This window comes from Parahoeflea olei (genome assembly GCF_001703635.1).
Taxonomy (GTDB): Bacteria; Pseudomonadota; Alphaproteobacteria; order Rhizobiales; family Rhizobiaceae; genus Hoeflea; species Hoeflea olei.
The window spans coordinates 145,463-161,934 of the sequence record NZ_LQZT01000003.1 but is presented as its reverse complement, the minus strand read 5'-3'; the positions used below and the strand labels follow the sequence as shown (position 1 = coordinate 161,934).

12 protein-coding genes and 1 tRNA gene are annotated in these 16,472 nt (G+C 65.1%); 3 read left to right on the top strand and 10 right to left on the bottom strand.

All coding sequences use genetic code 11. The annotated features are described in order from the left end of the window. Positions 1-593: 593 nt before the first annotated feature. From AWJ14_RS04690 to AWJ14_RS04665, 6 genes are all read right to left on the bottom strand, one after another. Positions 594-4,394: a vitamin B12-dependent ribonucleotide reductase gene (locus AWJ14_RS04690; RefSeq protein WP_066175523.1), complete on the bottom strand. Its 3,801-nt coding sequence runs from the start codon at positions 4,392-4,394 to the stop codon at positions 594-596. Between the two features lie 725 nt (positions 4,395-5,119). Continuing rightward, complete coding sequence (locus AWJ14_RS04685) at positions 5,120-5,593, bottom strand: NUDIX hydrolase (protein ID WP_066175520.1); 474 nt, start codon at positions 5,591-5,593, stop codon at positions 5,120-5,122. A 216-nt stretch (positions 5,594-5,809) separates the two neighbouring features. Continuing rightward, the gene (locus AWJ14_RS04680) at positions 5,810-7,072 is read right to left on the bottom strand and encodes an MFS transporter (RefSeq protein ID WP_066175517.1); all 1,263 of its coding nucleotides are present in this window, start codon (positions 7,070-7,072) and stop codon (positions 5,810-5,812) included. 14 nt (positions 7,073-7,086) lie between these two features. After that, a complete protein-coding gene (gpt, locus tag AWJ14_RS04675; protein WP_066175514.1) occupies positions 7,087-7,584 on the bottom strand; it encodes a xanthine phosphoribosyltransferase in 498 nt (165 codons plus the stop codon). Between the two features lie 184 nt (positions 7,585-7,768). Further along, complete coding sequence (locus tag AWJ14_RS04670; RefSeq protein ID WP_066175512.1) at positions 7,769-8,611, bottom strand: universal stress protein; 843 nt, start codon at positions 8,609-8,611, stop codon at positions 7,769-7,771. Positions 8,612-8,746: 135 nt separating this feature from the next. After that, entirely contained in the window at positions 8,747-9,514 is a 768-nt protein-coding gene (locus AWJ14_RS04665; RefSeq protein WP_066175593.1) for a competence/damage-inducible protein A, read from the bottom strand. 225 nt (positions 9,515-9,739) lie between these two features. Here AWJ14_RS04665 and wrbA point away from each other — a divergent pair, with 225 nt between their 5' ends. Beyond that, the gene (gene wrbA, locus AWJ14_RS04660) at positions 9,740-10,339 is read left to right on the top strand and encodes an NAD(P)H:quinone oxidoreductase (protein WP_066175590.1); all 600 of its coding nucleotides are present in this window, start codon (positions 9,740-9,742) and stop codon (positions 10,337-10,339) included. Positions 10,340-10,476: 137 nt separating this feature from the next. Then, positions 10,477-10,561 (top strand) — tRNA-Leu (locus AWJ14_RS04655). An 11-nt stretch (positions 10,562-10,572) separates the two neighbouring features. On the opposite strand, the gene AWJ14_RS04650 is transcribed toward AWJ14_RS04655, so the two are convergent. Beyond that, the gene (locus AWJ14_RS04650) at positions 10,573-12,075 is read right to left on the bottom strand and encodes a methyl-accepting chemotaxis protein (protein ID WP_083220013.1); all 1,503 of its coding nucleotides are present in this window, start codon (positions 12,073-12,075) and stop codon (positions 10,573-10,575) included. 86 nt (positions 12,076-12,161) lie between these two features. Continuing rightward, positions 12,162-13,616 (bottom strand): TrkH family potassium uptake protein, encoded by a 1,455-nt coding sequence (locus AWJ14_RS04645; RefSeq protein ID WP_066175509.1) that lies wholly within the window; start codon positions 13,614-13,616, stop codon positions 12,162-12,164. A gap of 72 nt (positions 13,617-13,688) precedes the next feature. On the opposite strand from AWJ14_RS04645, the gene ilvA reads away from it, so the two are divergent. After that, positions 13,689-14,963, top strand: a complete 1,275-nt coding sequence (ilvA, locus tag AWJ14_RS04640) for a threonine ammonia-lyase (protein WP_066175502.1) — start codon at positions 13,689-13,691, stop codon at positions 14,961-14,963. A 24-nt stretch (positions 14,964-14,987) separates the two neighbouring features. Here the strand turns inward: ilvA and AWJ14_RS04635 are convergent, their stop codons facing one another. Both AWJ14_RS04635 and AWJ14_RS04630 read right to left on the bottom strand, forming a co-directional pair. Then, on the bottom strand, positions 14,988-15,944 hold the full coding sequence (locus AWJ14_RS04635; RefSeq protein ID WP_342587241.1) for an alpha/beta hydrolase: 957 nt from the start codon (positions 15,942-15,944) through the stop codon (positions 14,988-14,990). A 154-nt stretch (positions 15,945-16,098) separates the two neighbouring features. Next, complete coding sequence (locus tag AWJ14_RS04630; protein WP_066175500.1) at positions 16,099-16,416, bottom strand: PilZ domain-containing protein; 318 nt, start codon at positions 16,414-16,416, stop codon at positions 16,099-16,101. Positions 16,417-16,472 lie beyond the last annotated feature (56 nt).

Sequence of the window (16,472 nt, the reverse complement as noted above, 5' to 3'; positions counted from 1 at the left end):
AGCCTGCCATGACCGCCCAATCTCAGCCATTTTGCAGAACTCTCCGCACACTACCTGTGGCTCCCTCAAGCGGGAGGCAAAGGGCGGCCCTCTCCGTCGTCATCCTCGGCTCGGGGGCCGAGGATGACGAAGATCGAGAGCCGTTCTCTGCCGTGCTTGTCCCGGCCTATGGATCATCGGTGCACGAGCCGCGATGGTCGCATTGCCTGACCTGTCGGGCGAGGGTGTTGCTTCGCGGTGGTGCGCCGGTTGCGGTGGCATCACGGAATGGATCCTCGGCTCGGGGGCCGAGGATGACGAAGATCGAGAGTCGTTCTCCGCCGTGCTTGTCCCGGCTTATGGATCATCGGTGCACGAGCCGCGATGGTCGCATTGCCTGACCTGTCGGGCGAGGGTGTTGCCTCGCGGTGGTGCGCCGGTTGCGGTGGCGTCACGGAATGGATCCTCGGCCCCCGAGCCGAGGATCCATTCCGTGATCCTGATGCCCGGGAACCGGTGCGGATCAAAGCGGCGTGGAGCCCACACGGAATCGAAAGAGGCGGGCCGTGTCCGGCCCGCCTCTTTCAGTCATTCGTGACCAGCTTCGCAGCCGTTCAAGAACACCCGCTCGTCGCCCCGCAGGTGTCGCACTTTTCGCAGGTGCCGTTCCGGACCATGGTGAAGTTCTGGCACTCGGAGCACATGTTGCCGGTGTAGCCCTGCATGATCGAGCGGGCGCGGCGGTCGGCGGCCTTGGCCTTGGCTTCCCGGGCCTCGGTTTCGGCGGCGTCGGAGAACAGGTCGTCCGCCTGGGCCTCGTCCATCTCGATCTCGATGGCGAGTTCCTCGGCGCGTTCCTCGTAGTCGCGCTTGAAGGCGGTGGCTCCGTCCGAGGCGAGCGTTTCGGGCTGCGCCTTGACCGCCAGGCTCGCGCCGGCTCCCTTGCCGGAGAACGAGGCGGTGATCACCGAGGCGCCGGAGGAGGGCGCCTTGGCGGGTGCTGCCGCCTGGCCCTTGGGCTCGCCCGCGCCGAGGCTCGCGCCGGTGACGACCTTGAGCGAGGCGCCGCGGGTCAGGCCCTTGGAGAAGGGCTGTGCCTTGCCTTCCGAAATCCCCTTGCCGAGCGCGGTGTTGGTGAAGTCGGAGGTGTCGACATGGGCGAGGTCGTGGCGCGCCAGGTAGGAGACCGCCAGTTCCCGGAAGATGTAGTCCAGGATCGAGGTGGCGTTCTTGATCGCGTCATTGCCCTGGACCATGCCGGCGGGCTCGAACTTGGTGAAGGTGAAGGCCTCCACATATTCCTCGAGCGGCACGCCATATTGCAGGCCGAGCGAGATGGCGATGGCGAAATTGTTCATCATCGCGCGGAAGGCGGCACCTTCCTTGTGCATGTCGATGAAGATCTCGCCCAGACGCCCGTCATCGAACTCGCCGGTGCGCAGGTAGACCTTGTGGCCACCGATCACGGCCTTCTGCGTGTAGCCCTTGCGGCGGTTCGGCAGCTTCTCGCGGTCGCGGTAGAGCCGCTCGATCACGCGCTCGACAATCTTTTCGGTGACCTGCACGGCCTGGGCGGCGGCGGGCTGGGCCACCAGCGCCTCGATGGCCTCGTCCTCGTCCTCGTCGTCCTCGATCAGCGAGGCATTGAGCGGCTGGGAGAGCTTGGAGCCGTCGCGGTAGAGCGCATTGGCCTTGAGCGCGAGCTTCCAGGACAGCATGTAGGCGTTCTTGCAGTCATCGACGGTGGCATCGTTGGCCATGTTGATGGTCTTCGAGATCGCGCCGGAGATGAACGGCTGGGCGGCTGCCATCATGCGGATGTGGCTGTCGACCGACAGGTAGCGCTTGCCGATCTTGCCGCAGGGATTGGCGCAGTCGAACACCGGATAGTGCTCGGTCTTCAGGTGCGGGGCGCCCTCGAGCGTCATCGCGCCGCAGACATGGATGTTGGCGGCCTCGATGTCCTTCTTCGAAAAGCCCATGGCCGAGAGCATGTCGAAGGAGAAATCGTTCATCTGCTCGTCCGTGAAGCCGAGCACCGACTTGCAGAATTCCTCGCCCAGCGTCCACTTGTTGAAGACGAACTTGATGTCGAAGGCGGCCTTGGTGGCGCCGTTGATGGCCTCGATCTGGGCATCGGTGAAGCCCTTGGCCTTGAGCGAGCCCGGGTTGATGCCGGGTGCCTGGTTGATGTTGCCATGGCCGACGGCATAGGCCTCGATCTCGGCGATCTGGTTTTCCGCGTAGCCGAGCGTGCGCAGCGCCTCGGGCACCGCGTTGTTGATGATCTTGAAGTAGCCGCCGCCGGCGAGCTTCTTGAACTTGACCAGCGCGAAATCGGGCTCGATGCCGGTGGTGTCGCAGTCCATCACCAGGCCGATGGTGCCGGTGGGCGCGATCACGGTGGCCTGCGCGTTGCGGTAGCCGTGCTTTTCGCCGAGTTCCAGCGCCTTGTCCCAGGCGGCGGTGGCGTGGGTGATCAGATCCGGATCCGGGCAGTCGCCGGCGACCAGCGCCACCGGGTTGACCGACAGGCCCTCATAGCCCGTGCTCTCGCCATGGGCGGCGCGGCGGTGATTGCGGATCACCCGCAGCATGTTCTTCTTGTTTTCCTTGTAGCCCGGGAAGGGGCCGATCTCGGCTGCCATTTCCGCCGACGTCGCATAGGAGACGCCGGTCATGATCGCGGTCAGCGCGCCGCAGATGGCGCGGCCTTCGGCCGAATCGTAGGGAATGCCCGAGGACATCAGCAACCCGCCGATATTGGCGTAGCCGAGACCCAGCGTGCGGTACTTGTAGGACCGCTCGGCAATCTGGTGGGAGGGGAACTGCGCCATCATCACCGAGATTTCGAGCACCACGGTCCAGAGGCGGACGGCATGCTCATAATCGGCGATGTCGATGCGCTTGGTGTTCGCATCCTTGAACTGCAAGAGGTTGAGCGAGGCCAGATTGCAGGCCGTGTCGTCCAGGAACATGTATTCCGAGCACGGGTTGGAGGCGCGGATCGGGCCTTCGGCCGGGCAGGTGTGCCAGTCGTTCATGGTGGTGTTGAAATGCAGGCCCGGATCGGCAGACGCCCAGGCGGCATGGCCGATCTGTTCCCACAGGTCGCGGGCTTTCAGCGTCTTCATCACCCGGCCGTCCTTGCGGGCGGTCAGCTGCCACTCGCCATCGGCCTCGACGGCGCGCAGGAAGTCGTCCTTGATCGAGACCGAATTGTTGGAGTTCTGGCCCGACACGGTGAGATAGGCTTCCGAATCCCAGTCGGTGTCATAGGTCGCGAATTCGATGTCGGAATAGCCCTGGCGCGCGAACTGGATGACGCGCTTGACGTAGTTTTCCGGAACCTGGCTCTTCTTGGCGGCCTTGATCTCGCGCTTGAGCGCGGGGTTCTGCTTGGGGTCGAAGCAGGCGTCGTTGTCGGCCTCGCAGTTGACGCAGGCCTTCATGATCGCCTTCAAATGCTGGGAGACGATCTTCGAGCCGGTCACCAGCGCTGCGACCTTCTGCTCTTCCTTCACCTTCCAGTTGATATAGGCCTCGATGTCGGGGTGGTCGATGTCGACCACCACCATCTTGGCCGCGCGGCGGGTGGTGCCGCCCGACTTGATGGCGCCGGCCGCGCGGTCGCCGATCTTGAGGAAGCTCATCAGGCCCGAGGACTTGCCTCCGCCCGACAGCTTTTCGCCTTCGCCCCTGAGATAGGAGAAGTTGGAGCCGGTGCCGGAGCCGTATTTGAACAGGCGCGCCTCACGCACCCACAGGTCCATGATGCCGTTTTCGTTGACGAGGTCGTCCTCGACCGACTGGATGAAGCAGGCATGCGGCTGGGGATGCTCGTAGGCGGATTTCGACTTGACCAGCTTGCCGGTGAAGGGGTCGACATAGAAATGGCCCTGGCCGGGGCCATCGATGCCATAGGCCCAGTGCAGGCCGGTGTTGAACCACTGCGGCGAGTTGGGGGCGACGCGCTGGGTGGCGAGCATATAGGCGAGTTCGTCCATGAAGGCGCGGGCATCGGCCTCGGAGGAGAAATAGCCGCCCTTCCAGCCCCAGTAGGTCCAGGTGCCGGCGAGCCTGTCGAACACCTGGCGCGCGTCGGTTTCGGAGCCGTAGCGTTCGTCTTCCGGAAGCTCTGCCAGCGCCGCCTCGTCGGCGACCGAGCGCCACAGCCAGGACGGGACCGAGTTTTCCTCGACCTTCTTCAGCCGTGCAGGCACGCCAGCCTTGCGGAAATATTTCTGCGCGAGGATGTCGGCAGCGACCTGGCTGAACTGGACCGGGACATCAATGCCTTCAAGCCGGAAGACGATCGAACCATCCGGATTGCGGATCTCGCTCGTGGCCTTGCGAAACGCGATGTCCGCATAGGCTGACTGCCCTTCCTTGGTGAACCGACGTTCAATGTGCATTGTCATCCTCTTTAAAATTCGCGGCCGAACGCGTTTCTCGCGTGACGGCAATAACTTGTCCCCAAGGCGGCGCAGTCATTGCGCAGCCAGCTCGCTACTCGCTCACTCGGTATGATTCCCGTGGTTGGGAAATCCTGTATCTTGTGGTTAGCGTGGCTGCAAACACTAAATATAGTATTAACAGATTATTGCCGCCAGCCATTTTTTCACTCTGTCCGACGTCTCTGGACGGCAGAACACACCCCACAGACGACCGCGCAAAACTGCCCGGAAGTCAGTCGAATTGAACGCAATTTTCAGGATTTGACTGGCCTCGAAACACTCCAGTCGCGCCGCCGCCGCAACGTGGGTCCTATAAGCATCGACTCGTCCGGGTGCGTCAAGAGGTTGATTGTGACGGATTCATGTACACCACATCTAGTGCCCGGCGATTGTGGAAAACGAGGACAAACCGGCTTTTGATCCGATCCGCCATTGCCGGGCAATAAGTGCCTGAATTGCAAGGCCTTGTGCTATCGCAAGCGGCGCGACCGAAAGCCATCGCGGCGGTGTTCCGAAACGGGATTGAAATTCTCACCTGTGAGAACTGAGAGCATCGGCGCCGGCGAGCGTCAGGCCGCCTCAACCGGCGCCGCCAAGGGGATGAAAATGGCCCGGAATTGGCTCTCACAAAAGCCGCTGGCGGGTCGTCGCGCGGCTTGTCAAATCCTGGCGGACGGGAAGGATCAGGCGGCCTTCATCGCGTGGAAGGCGTCGCGAATCACGTCCTTCAGGCCTTCTTCGCCGATCAGGCCGATCGCGCTTGCCACGGGGAACCACTTGCGGCGGCGCTCGCCCTTTTCCGGCCAGTGGCCGCTCTGCTCTCCGAGCAGCACCAGATAGACATCGACGTCGCAGACCGCGTCGCCGCGGCGGGGCCGTTGCTTGACGTAGCGGTAGTGCCCGACCGGCCCGCCGGTCATGATCCGGCCGGTCACGCCGGCCTCTTCCCAGGCTTCGCGCAGCGCCGCGGCGGCGCCGTCCTCACCGCGCTCGATCCATCCCTTGGGGACGATCCAGCGCCCGGTGTCGCGGCTGGTGATCAGCATCAGCTCGCGCGAATCGCCCGAGCCGCGGAACACCGCGGCCGCGGCCTGACGCTTGCGCTTGCCATCGAGGCGCGCATCGGCGTCGTCCGGATGCCTGAATAGATCCAGCAAGCTCCTGATCCTGTCGAAAGCGGTGATGGTCAGCGAATCGCCTCCTCGAAAAAGTCTCCCACGCCAATATGACATGCATGCAACGGAAAAGCCCGTCGGCCCGGGCCGCCGGCGCATGCTGCCATGAGCGGGTGCAAGGGCAAGATATAGCCCGGCCTTGCAAAGATTCAATCGGCCCGTGTGCTGCTGCCTGCTCGCCCCGGCCTCGGGCCATGGCTATGTCGCGGCGCGGGCGCGGCGGAACACAACGAAGGCGAGCAGGAACAGCCCGCCGCCGAACAGGAACCAGGCGCCCGGAAGCGGCGCCAGCGGTGTGGGGCCGGAGACATTGGCGAGCACCAGATTGGCAAGCGCCGGCGCCAGGATGATGACGAGACTGTTGACGGAGGCGATCGCGCCTTGCAGCAGGCCCTGCTGGTTGGCCGCGATAAGCTGGGTGGCGAGCGACTTGAGCGCGGGCTCGGCGATGGCGGCCCCGAGGATGAAGCTTCCCACCAGCACGATGGCCGGACCCCCGCTATCGACGAAGGCAAAGGCGATCAGGCTCACCGCGGCGAGCAGATAGCCCGCCCCGATCACCCGCGGCTCGCCGAAGCGGCGCACCGCATGGCCCACCAGGAAGCCTTGGACGATAATGTACATCAGCCCGACGAAGGCGAGCGAGAAGGCTGCCTCGCGAATGCCCCAGCCGAAGCGGAAATCGGCATAGAGCACCCAGATGCTTTCAAGCCCGCGCTGCGCCATGAAGACGAGGAAGAAGCAGGTCAGGTAGGGCGTGAGCCGGGGCAGGCGGGTGAGCAGCCGCAGCGCCGCGAGGGGATTGCTCTGCCGCCATCCGGCGAGCGGCCTGCGGTCGCGCGGGGCAAGCGATTCGGGCAGCACCACGCAGCCGAACGCCACGTTCAGCGCCACCAGGCCGGCGGAGACGAAGAACGGCAAATGGATGTCGATCGCACCCAGCAGGCCGCCCGCGAACGGACCGATCACGAAGCCCAGCCCGAAGGCCATGCCGATGAAGCCGAAATTGCGCGCCCGGTTTTCCGGCGTCGAGACATCGGTGACATAGGCGCTGGCGGTCGAGACGGTGGCGCCGAACATGCCGGACACGAGGCGCGCAGCGGCGATCCACCACAGGTTCGGCGCCAGCGCCATCAGCAGGTAGTCGAGCGCCAGTCCCGTCTGCGCGATCAGCAGCACCGGCCGCCGGCCATAGGCATCGGACAGGTTGCCCACAAGCGGCGAGAACGCGAACTGCGCGAGCGCATAGAGCACGGCGATGGCGCCATTGAAGAAGGCGGCCTCTGAAATGGTGAAGTCGCCGACGCCCTGGATCAGCTTGGGCAAAAGCGGAAAGGCCAGCCCCACGCCCATCATGTCGATGGTGACCACCAGGAAGATGAACGCAAGCGCGTGCGGTGAAGGCTCCTGTGGGCGCTCGGCCGTGCCGTCGGGCCCGGTGCTCCGGTCCGGGGACGTCACCGGCCGGCGCCGGCTCAGCCGCGGGTGTCCTTGGCGATCGGCTCGACATAGGCAAAGCCCATGTCCCAGGGGAAATAGATCCAGGTGTCCTGGCTGACTTCGGTGACGAAGGTGTCGACCAGCGGTCGGCCCTTGGGCTTGGCATAGACGGTGGCGAAATGGGCTTTCGGCAGCATGGCGCGGACGATCGCCGCGGTCTTGCCGGTGTCGGTCAGGTCGTCGACGATCAACACGCCTTCGCCCTCGGTTTCGAGGATGTCGGCGTTGATCTCCTTGAGCACCTTCATGTCGCCCTGGGTCACGTAGTCGTGGTAGGAGGCGACCGAAACCGTGTCGATGCGGCGAATGTCGAGCTCGCGCGAGATGATGGCGGCGGGCACCAGGCCGCCGCGGGTGATGCAGACGATCGCCGCCCAGGCCTGCCCGGTGCCGCTCAGCCGCCAGGCAAGCGCCCGGGCGTCGCGGTGGAACTGGTCCCAGGAGACGGGAAAGGCTTTGTCCGGAAGCGACATGGGATGTCCTTGGATGGCGGCGCGGTGGCTCGGGTTTGAGAAATTGAATGCCGCAATTAGCCGAAGACCGGTGCCAAAAGCAAGCGCAGAGCCTGTGAGGCGGGCGCGGACCGCCCGTCTTTCAACGGGATTCAAGCAAACCTGCGGGGACCGCGCGGCCCCGGGGACCGCGCGCTGCCCGCATTCAGCGCGACATCAGCACCGCGACCGGCGCATTTTCAAGGAAGGCGCGGGTGACGCCGCCGAACAGCCATTCACGCAGCCGCTGGTGGGTATAGGCGCCCATCACCACCAGGTCCGCATTGCTGGCGGTGGCCTGCGCCATGATCGCCTTTGCGGTCGAGCCGCCGCCGCGCGAGGTGGTGGTGACATTGGCGTGGATGCCGTGGCGCGACAGGCATGCGGCGAGATCGGTGCCGGCCAGCGGCGCATCGATGTCGGGCAGCTTGTCGGGATCGACGATCACGATGTCCACGGCCTCGGCGGCCTTGAGCAGCGGCAGCGCGTCATGCGCCGCGCGGGCGGCCTCGCGCGAGCCGTCCCAGGCGATCACGATCCGGCGGATCGGTGCGGCGAGCTTGCCGCTCGGCGGCAGGAACAGCACCGGCCGACCGCCTTCGAACAGCAGTGCCTCGATATTGCTGGCCATGTCCTCGTTGGCCGAGCGGTCCGGCTGGCGGACGACGACCAGATCTGCCGAGCGGGCGCTGACGAGCGCGGAAAGCGCGCTGTCTCCGGCAGGCGAGCGCACCGGGCGCCATTCATGGGAGAGGCCGGCGGTGTCGCAGGCCTTGGAAAAGGCGTCGCCGACCTCGCGCATGCGCGCATCGGCCTGTTCGTAGAGGGCTGCGATGGTGGTCGCGTCGGGCACATCGATCGGTGCGGACAGGACGACGAATTGCGATGGCTCGCCGTGGCAGCCGATCAGGTGGACGCTGCTGCCGGCAGCGAAATCGGCGATGGCGCGGGTCACGGGGGCGACGTCGGCTTCGGTTGCGAGAACAGCGAGGATCGTGTGATAGGCCATGTGGGATCTCCTTTGGATGCCCCGGGACACAAGGCCCGGACACAGAACATGCGGCGGCTGCAGGCGGGGTGCATTGATCCTTGTCAAAGCGATTGCCGGCACCGGCGTTCGGCTGCCGGGCAGCGGTGCAGAGCGTCAGTCCGCGGCCGCGCCGAGGCTGTATTCGATATCGGCCAGCATGGCCTCGATCTCCTGCTTGGCGGCGGCAACCGCATCGCCGTCGCGCCCGCGAATGACGATCTCGGTAGAAAAGCCCTCGCCCGAAAAACGCGGATAGGAGCCGATATTGACGTCGGGATTGGCCTTGGCGATCACGGTCAGCGGATCGCCGATGTCGCCTTCGCCGAAGGGGCAGGGCACCTTGTCGGAGAGAAGCCGGGCCCCGGTGCGGAGCGTCGGCAGCACATTGTCGAGCATGGCCTGGAAAACCGAGGGCACGCCGGCCATGACATGGACATTGCCGATGATGAAGCCGGGGGCGCGGCTGACCGGATTGTCGATGTGGCGGCTGCCGACCGGCATCCGTGCCATGCGGCGGCGCGCCGGAGTGAACTCGAGATTGCGCTCGGCGTAATGCCTGGCGAGCAGGGTCAGCGCTTCGGAATCATAATCGCAGGGAACGCCGAACGCGGCAGCCACCGCGTCGGCGGTGATGTCGTCATGGGTGGGGCCGATGCCGCCCGAGGTGAAGACGTAATCGTAGCGGCGCCGGAGCGCGTTGAGCGCTTCCACGATCCGCTGCTGCTCGTCGGGGACGATGCGCACCTCTTCGAGCGTGATTCCGGCGGCGGTCAGCATTTCCGCAAGATGGCCGATGTTCTTGTCCTTGGTGCGGCCCGAGAGCAGTTCGTCTCCGATCGCCAGGGCGGCTGCGGTCACGGTCGGGGCATCGGTGTCGCTCATGCTTCCTTCCTTTTCGGGGCTGACCCGGACATCGCGCATGGGCATTCTCCGGGGTAAACTGGATAATCGGCTTTCGCGGCGCTGCGCAAGAGCGGCGCGGCGGCTAAAATCTTTCCGTATTTGTGAACAAACCGTGCTCCATCCACTCACTATCAATGAACAAAAGAGACCTTAAAAATGCGGGCAGCTGCCGGAAGGCGGACAATCTGAAACATGGAGACCACGATGGCCAAGATTTTGGTGCTGTACTATTCGAGCTGGGGACACATGGAAGCGATGGCGAAGGCCGCCGTCAAGGGTGCAGAATCCGCCGGAGCGCAGGTTACGCTCAAGCGCGTTCCGGAACTGGTTCCGGACGCGGTGGCCCAACAGTTCCACTACAAGCTCGACCAGGATGCGCCGGTGGCCGATCCGTCCGAGCTCGCCGACTATGACGGCATCATCTTTGCCGTGCCGACGCGGTTCGGCATGATGGCCGCGCAGATGAAGAACTTCCTCGACCAGACCGGTGGGCTGTGGGCTTCGGGTGCGCTGGTGGGCAAGGTCGGCTCGGTGATGGCCTCGTCGGCGACGCAGCACGGCGGCCAGGAATCGACCATCCTCAACTTCCACACGGTACTGCTGCACCACGGCATGCTGATTGCCGGTCTGCCCTACAGCTTCCAGAAGCAGATGGGCGTGGACGAAGTGAAGGGCGGTTCGCCCTATGGCGCCACCACCATCGCCGATGGCGACGGCTCGCGCCAGCCGTCCGCAACCGAACTCGAGGCCGCCGAATTCCAGGGCAAGCGCGTCGCCGAAATCGCCGCCAAGCTGGTCGCCTGATCGCGGCCGACGGATCGCCTTGACCTCATCATGGTTCCAGGCCCCGCAGACACTGGCTGCGGGGCCTTTCTGTTTTTGCGCTCCACGACAACGGGGCCTTGCCTGCCGCTTCCGGGTCGGTTACCGACAGAAGGTGTGCGGGCGTGATGGAATGGTAGACATACCGGACTTAAAATCCGGAAGCCTTGCGCTGTGCGGGTTCGAGTCCCGCCGCCCGCACCAGGGCTTTTCTCTCAGACGCTGATCTTGAAGCCGATCCTCAGCCCGCCCCAGTGGCGGCCGGCGACGAGGATGGGGGCGGACAGGTCCTTCATCAGCACATAATTGCCGCCGCCCATGTCGCGGCGGTAGGTCTGCAGCAGGAACGGCTTGGTGTTGCGGCCGGCGGCAAGGCCGGTGCGGTCGTTGAAGATGCGCCGGTTGCGGCAATTGCCGGCATTCCAGACCGGGTCGGCGCTCTGCGGCTTCGAGAAGATGCGGTTGTGCGTCGGCAGATAACCGTTGCGGTCAACGGCGGCGCAGAAGGTGACGCGCGGATCGAAACCGAGCATCGCCTCCTGGATCGGCGGCAGCAGCCGGTCGGTATGCAGCGTGAAGCGTGTCATGTGCTGGACCGGATCGGTGCCCGGGAGCGGCTGGTAGCTCTCGTCGAAAAGGTCGTTCATGGTCAGCGCGCCGGCGCGCACCGCCTCTTCGAACAGGCTGCCGATCTCGCCGGCCCTGGCGATGCACTCCCGGATCAGCGGCGTGTCCTCGGTCTCGACGCCGCTCTCGGCGACCTCGCCGATCACGTTTTCGGAGAAGGACACCAGCCGGCCGATCTTCTCGCTCGCCGTCGTCAGCATGTGCGCGCTGTCATGCACCTGGGTGTCGAGGTCGGAGACCTTGGCGAGCACCGTGGCGCAGGCGCGGCTGGTTTCCTGCACCGGGGTGCCGATGCGCTCGATCTCGCTGATCATGCCGGCGACGCTGTCGCTGAAGCCCGCGAATTTGCGCAGTTCCTCCTCGATCTCGGTCGAGCGCCGGAAGGCGAGGGTGGCCACGGCCTCGTTGTCGGCATTCTGCTTCTGCAGCCGGTCGACCGTGCCGCGCAGGGTCTGCAGCCTTGCGACCATGTCACGGGAAACCGTGCCGGTCTTGTCGGCGAGCTGCTTGACCGCATCGGCGACCACCGCAAAGCCGCGACCGGCCTCGCCCGCATGGGCCGCCATGATGCCGGCATTGACCGCAAGCAGCTGGGTCTGGGTGGCGATCCCCTGGATGGCTTCCAGGAAGGAATGGATTTCCTTGATCTGAACCGCCACGGTGTCGAGCACGGCGGTGATTTCGGTGGCGCTGGAAGCCATCGACTTGATGTCGGAGACTGCGTTGACCAGAATGCCGTTGACGCTGCGGGTGGTGGTGTCGAGGCCCGACTGGGTCTCGCGGGCTGCCGCCACCGCGCCCTGCGAGGCTTCGGCCACGGTCCTGTTCGATTGCGCGATCGCGGAAATATCCCGAGTAAGTGCGTGGAATTCGTCGGCCTGACGCGACATCGATGACGACACATCGCCGATCATGCCGTTGGCGTCGGCGATGTTGACCGACAGTTCGCCGATCTGGGAGCCGATCACGTTCATGGCCCGCGCGAGCCGCGCCTGGTCCGGATCGGGCAGGGGGACCTGGTGCCGGTGCGCGATGTCGTCATCCGGCAGAGTGGCCTCTGGAGCGGAATAGGAAACCTGCAATGCCTGCATCGAACTGTCCTCCGTATCCCGGGAGGAAAGCAGAAGAACGTTAAACGATGCATAATACGGCAACGGAAACGGGAAGTTTGTCCGTTCTACTCGCGCCAGAATGCCGGAATAAGCAAGACCAGGACGGCGAGAATTTCCAGTCTTCCCAACAACATCAGGAAGACCAGGATCAACTTGGCGGTATCGGTGAGCGAGCTGAAATTGCCGGCCGGACCGATCACCGGGCCGACGCCGGGGCCGACATTGGCGAGCGCGGTGATCGAGCCGGACAGGGCGGTCTCGATGTCGAGGCCGGTGGCTGCGAGCGCGATCGCGCCAAACGCCCAGATGCCGAAATAGGCGCAGACGAAGAGAAACACCGAGCGCTGCATTTCGGGTTCCACCACCACCGAGCCATAGCGCACCGGACGCACGCTGTTGGGGTAGATCAGCCGCATCAGGCCCGAACGGATCGAACTGAAGATGATCACGATGCGGTAGGCCTTGATGCCGCCGGCGGTGGAGCCGGAGCAGCCGCCCAGGAAGGTGGCGAGGAAGAACAGCGCCACGGCAAACGGTCCCCACAGCGTGTAGTCGAGGCTCGCATAGCCGGTGGTGGTGACCACCGAGACGATGTTGAAGGCGGAGTGGGTCAGCGCCATGCCGAAGCTTTCGCCCTCGCTCAGCCTCAGGCTCAGGGCCAGGATCAGCGTCATGAGGGCGAGGATGCAGCCATAGGCCAGGATCTGCGGATCGCGCAGCGCATCGAGCCGGCCGCGCACGGCAAACAGGATCAGCACCGAAAACGGGAGGCCGGCGATCGCCATGAAGATCGTTCCGGTCCAGATCAGCGCCGGCGACTGGAAGGCGCCGAACGAGGCGTCATGGGTGGAAAAGCCGCCGGTCGCCATGGTGGTCATGGCGTGGTTGACGGCGTCGAACTCGCTCATGCCCAGGACGGCGTAGAGGATGGTGCAGACCACCGTGAGCCCGATATAGATGGCAAAGAAGGCACGCACGAACACGGCAAAGCGGGCGAACGGCTTTTCCGAGGTGTCCGAGGATTCCATCTTGAAGACGGTGAAGCCGCCCACCTTCAGGAACGGCAGCACCAGGAGCCCCATGGCGACGATGCCGATGCCGCCGAACCATTGTAGCATCGAACGCCACAACAGCAGGCCGGGCGGCACGCTGTCGAGACCGGAAATCACGGTCGCGCCGGTGGTGGTGACGGCCGAGACCGATTCGAACAGGGCGTCGGCGGGATCGAGGCCGAGCGTCGACAGATAGAGCGGAATCGCGCCGGTGACCGACAGCGTGATCCACAGGAAGTTGACGACAAGAAAGCCGAGCCGCCGCGAAAACGGCGCCGGCACGCCGCGATTGGCCGTGGCCGATGCCAGGCAGATCGCGCCGACCGTGAAGGCCGAGACGGTGAAGACCTGCCAGTCGGGATTGCCGAAATAAAAATCCATCGCGGCAGGCACCAGCATGGCGGCGGAAAGATAAAGCCCCGCCATGGATGCGATGAAGACAGCATAACGGATGGTCTGGCTCGGCAAGCCTCGTCCCCCTCGAGACAGTGGCGCCGGATCTTGTTGGCAACCGGCTGCCAGACGTGGCATAGACCGGCTATGAGCGAAAAACAATCACCTGTCGCGTTCCGCGCCGGCGCAGATCTTGCCTTGGCAGAGATGCGGGCGCTGTTCGAACCCACCCCGTTGCAACTCAACGACCACCTGTCGGCCCGCTTCGGCGCGCAGATCCGGCTCAAGCGCGAAGACCTCACGCCGGTGCGGTCCTACAAGATCCGCGGTGCCTTCAACTTCATTCGCAAGGCGCTCGATCGCAACCCGGAGCTGCCGCTGTTCGTGTGCGCTTCGGCTGGAAACCACGCCCAGGGCTTTGCCTATGCCTGCCGGCATTTCGGGCGCCGCGGCGTGGTGTTCATGCCCGTGACCACGCCGCAGCAGAAGATCGACAAGACCCGCATGTTCGGTGGCGAGTTCATCGAGATCCGCCTGACGGGCGACTTCTTCGACATCTGCTATGCCGCGGCGCAGGCCTTCGCGGCGGAGGCAGGGGCGCTGATGGCGCCCCCCTTCGACCACGAGGACATCATCGAGGGACAGGCGTCGGTGATGGCGGAAATGGTCGAGCAGATGCCCGACGGCGAGATGCCGGACCTGATCGTGCTGCCGGTCGGCGGCGGCGGGCTGTCGGCCGGGGCGGCGCGCTATCTCGAGGGCCTGGTGGAGAGCGACCGGTTCCTGCTGTGCGAACCCTCGGGCGCGCCGAGCCTCCGGCAGAGCCTCGAGGCGGGCCAGCGCGTGAAGCTCGGCAAGATCGACAATTTCGTCGATGGCGCGGCCGTGGCCGAGATCGGCGCGCTTCCCTTCGAGATCCTGAAGCGGTTTCGCCCCGAGCAGGTGATGACCGTGCCGGAAAACGCGATCTGCCTGACCATGACGTCGATGCTCAACACCGAAGGGATCGTGCTCGAGCCCGCCGGTGCGCTGTCCTTGTCGGTGCTCGAGGCGCTGGGGCCTGAAAAGCTCGCGGGGAAAAGCGTCGTTGCGGTGGTGTCGGGCGGCAATTTCGATTTCGAGCGGCTGCCGGACGTCAAGGAACGGGCGATGCGTCATGCGGGCATGAAGAAATACTTCGTGCTGCGGCTTGCGCAGCGGCCCGGCGCGCTCAAGGACTTCCTGTCGCTGCTCGGCCCCGACGACGACATCGCCCGGTTCGAATATCTCAAGAAATCGGCGCGCAATTTCGGCTCGATCCTGATCGGCATCGAAACCAAGGCGCCCGAGAATTTCGTCCGCTTGCTCGCTGCCTTCGATGCGGCGGGGCTGAGCTACCAGGACATCACCGAAAACGAGATCCTGTCGAACCTGATCATCTGACCCGGCTGCCGGCCGGATCCGGCGCTAGAGTTTCGCGATCCAGTCGGCTGCGAGCCTGGCGAGCCGTTCGGTGTTTTCCGGAGAGAGCGCGTCGCCGGCGATCACGTGATGGCTCGGGTCCGCGCTGTCCCCGACCTCGATCACCTCGGCCTTCGCCCCCCAGCGCCCGGCCATGGCGGTAACCCGTTCCGGGACGATGACCTGGTCCTCGGGGGAGACGATGAACAGCGACGGAACGGTGATTGCCGCGGCATCGACGCCGTTGGCGAGCTTGACCAGCGCCGCCATCGGCAGGAGCGCGAGGCTCGGATAGTCGTGGGTCCAGTTTTGTGCCTGAAGCTCCGTATACGGTTCGAACGAATGGCGCTCGCCGGCAATCAGCGGCACGAGCGTCTCTGCCCAGGGCATGGTGAGAAGTCCCGAGCCCGCGGCCTGGACGCCGTAATTGGGCGAGATCTGCACGAGCCCGGCGACATCGCGCATCAGCGCGGGGTGCGCCGCGGCCCAGGTGGCGAGCGAGGCGCCGGTGGAGGTGGCCATCACCACCACGCGTTCGCCGAGCCGCCGGCCGATCGCCAGCGCTTCGGCCAGGTCGTTGACCCAGGCTCCGACCGATCCCTCGAGCATGGCGTCGCCACCGCGGCCATGGCCCGCGAGCCGAGCGAAATAGAGATTGGCGCCGAGTTCGCGTGCGACCAGATCGGGCAGGGGGCGGATTTCGGCGGGGCTGGCGGAGAAGCCGTGGATATAGACGATCGCGAGCGGCGTGCGGGCGCGCGAGGCCGGATAGGCCCAGACGATCTGGCGCTGGTTGCCGGGCCGGATGTCGTCGAAACGGGATTCGGAGGCCGCGATATAGGCTTCGAGGTCGTCAGGCAGGTCGGCCTCGGTGAAGGTGATGGTGGTGTCGGCCGGCGGGCGCGGCCCGAGCGCGAAGGCCACGACTGCGGCGACGATCACGAACCCGATGATGCTGAGCACTGTGCGTGTCCTGGGCCTGCGCCTGGCCATGAAGCCAATCATCTCCCCGTCGCTCCGCCCTGGCCTGCGGGGGCGTAAGGCGAACTTAGGTCAGGGACGGGCGGCAGGCAATGGCCGGTCAACGGGAGGAGGCAAACGTGCGACGGTGCTTGCGTCAGGTGGGAGAGCGGGGCTCGTGGAAAAACCGGTAGTAGCTTTCCACCTTGGCCCGATTGTTGGAGGTCAGCACCAGTTCCGCGCCGACCCGCGGGCGACGAATCCAGCGCACGGTGCCGACTAGCAGTCCCATCTCTTCGGTCTCGACCGTGATCTTGTCGCCGCGGCCCACGGGAATGTCGATCGCGAGCTGCATGCAGATGCCGTGCGCGGAGAGATCGAGAACCGCGCCATGGGTCTTCTGGCCCATGCAGTCGATCTTGGCGCGGAGGCGCGTCCTGTCGCGCTTGAGCGCGCGGCCGATATGTCCCTTCATGTCCGTTCGCCTCCTCTGGCAGCGATGCACGCGCCACTCTGGCAAAAGGAGGTAAC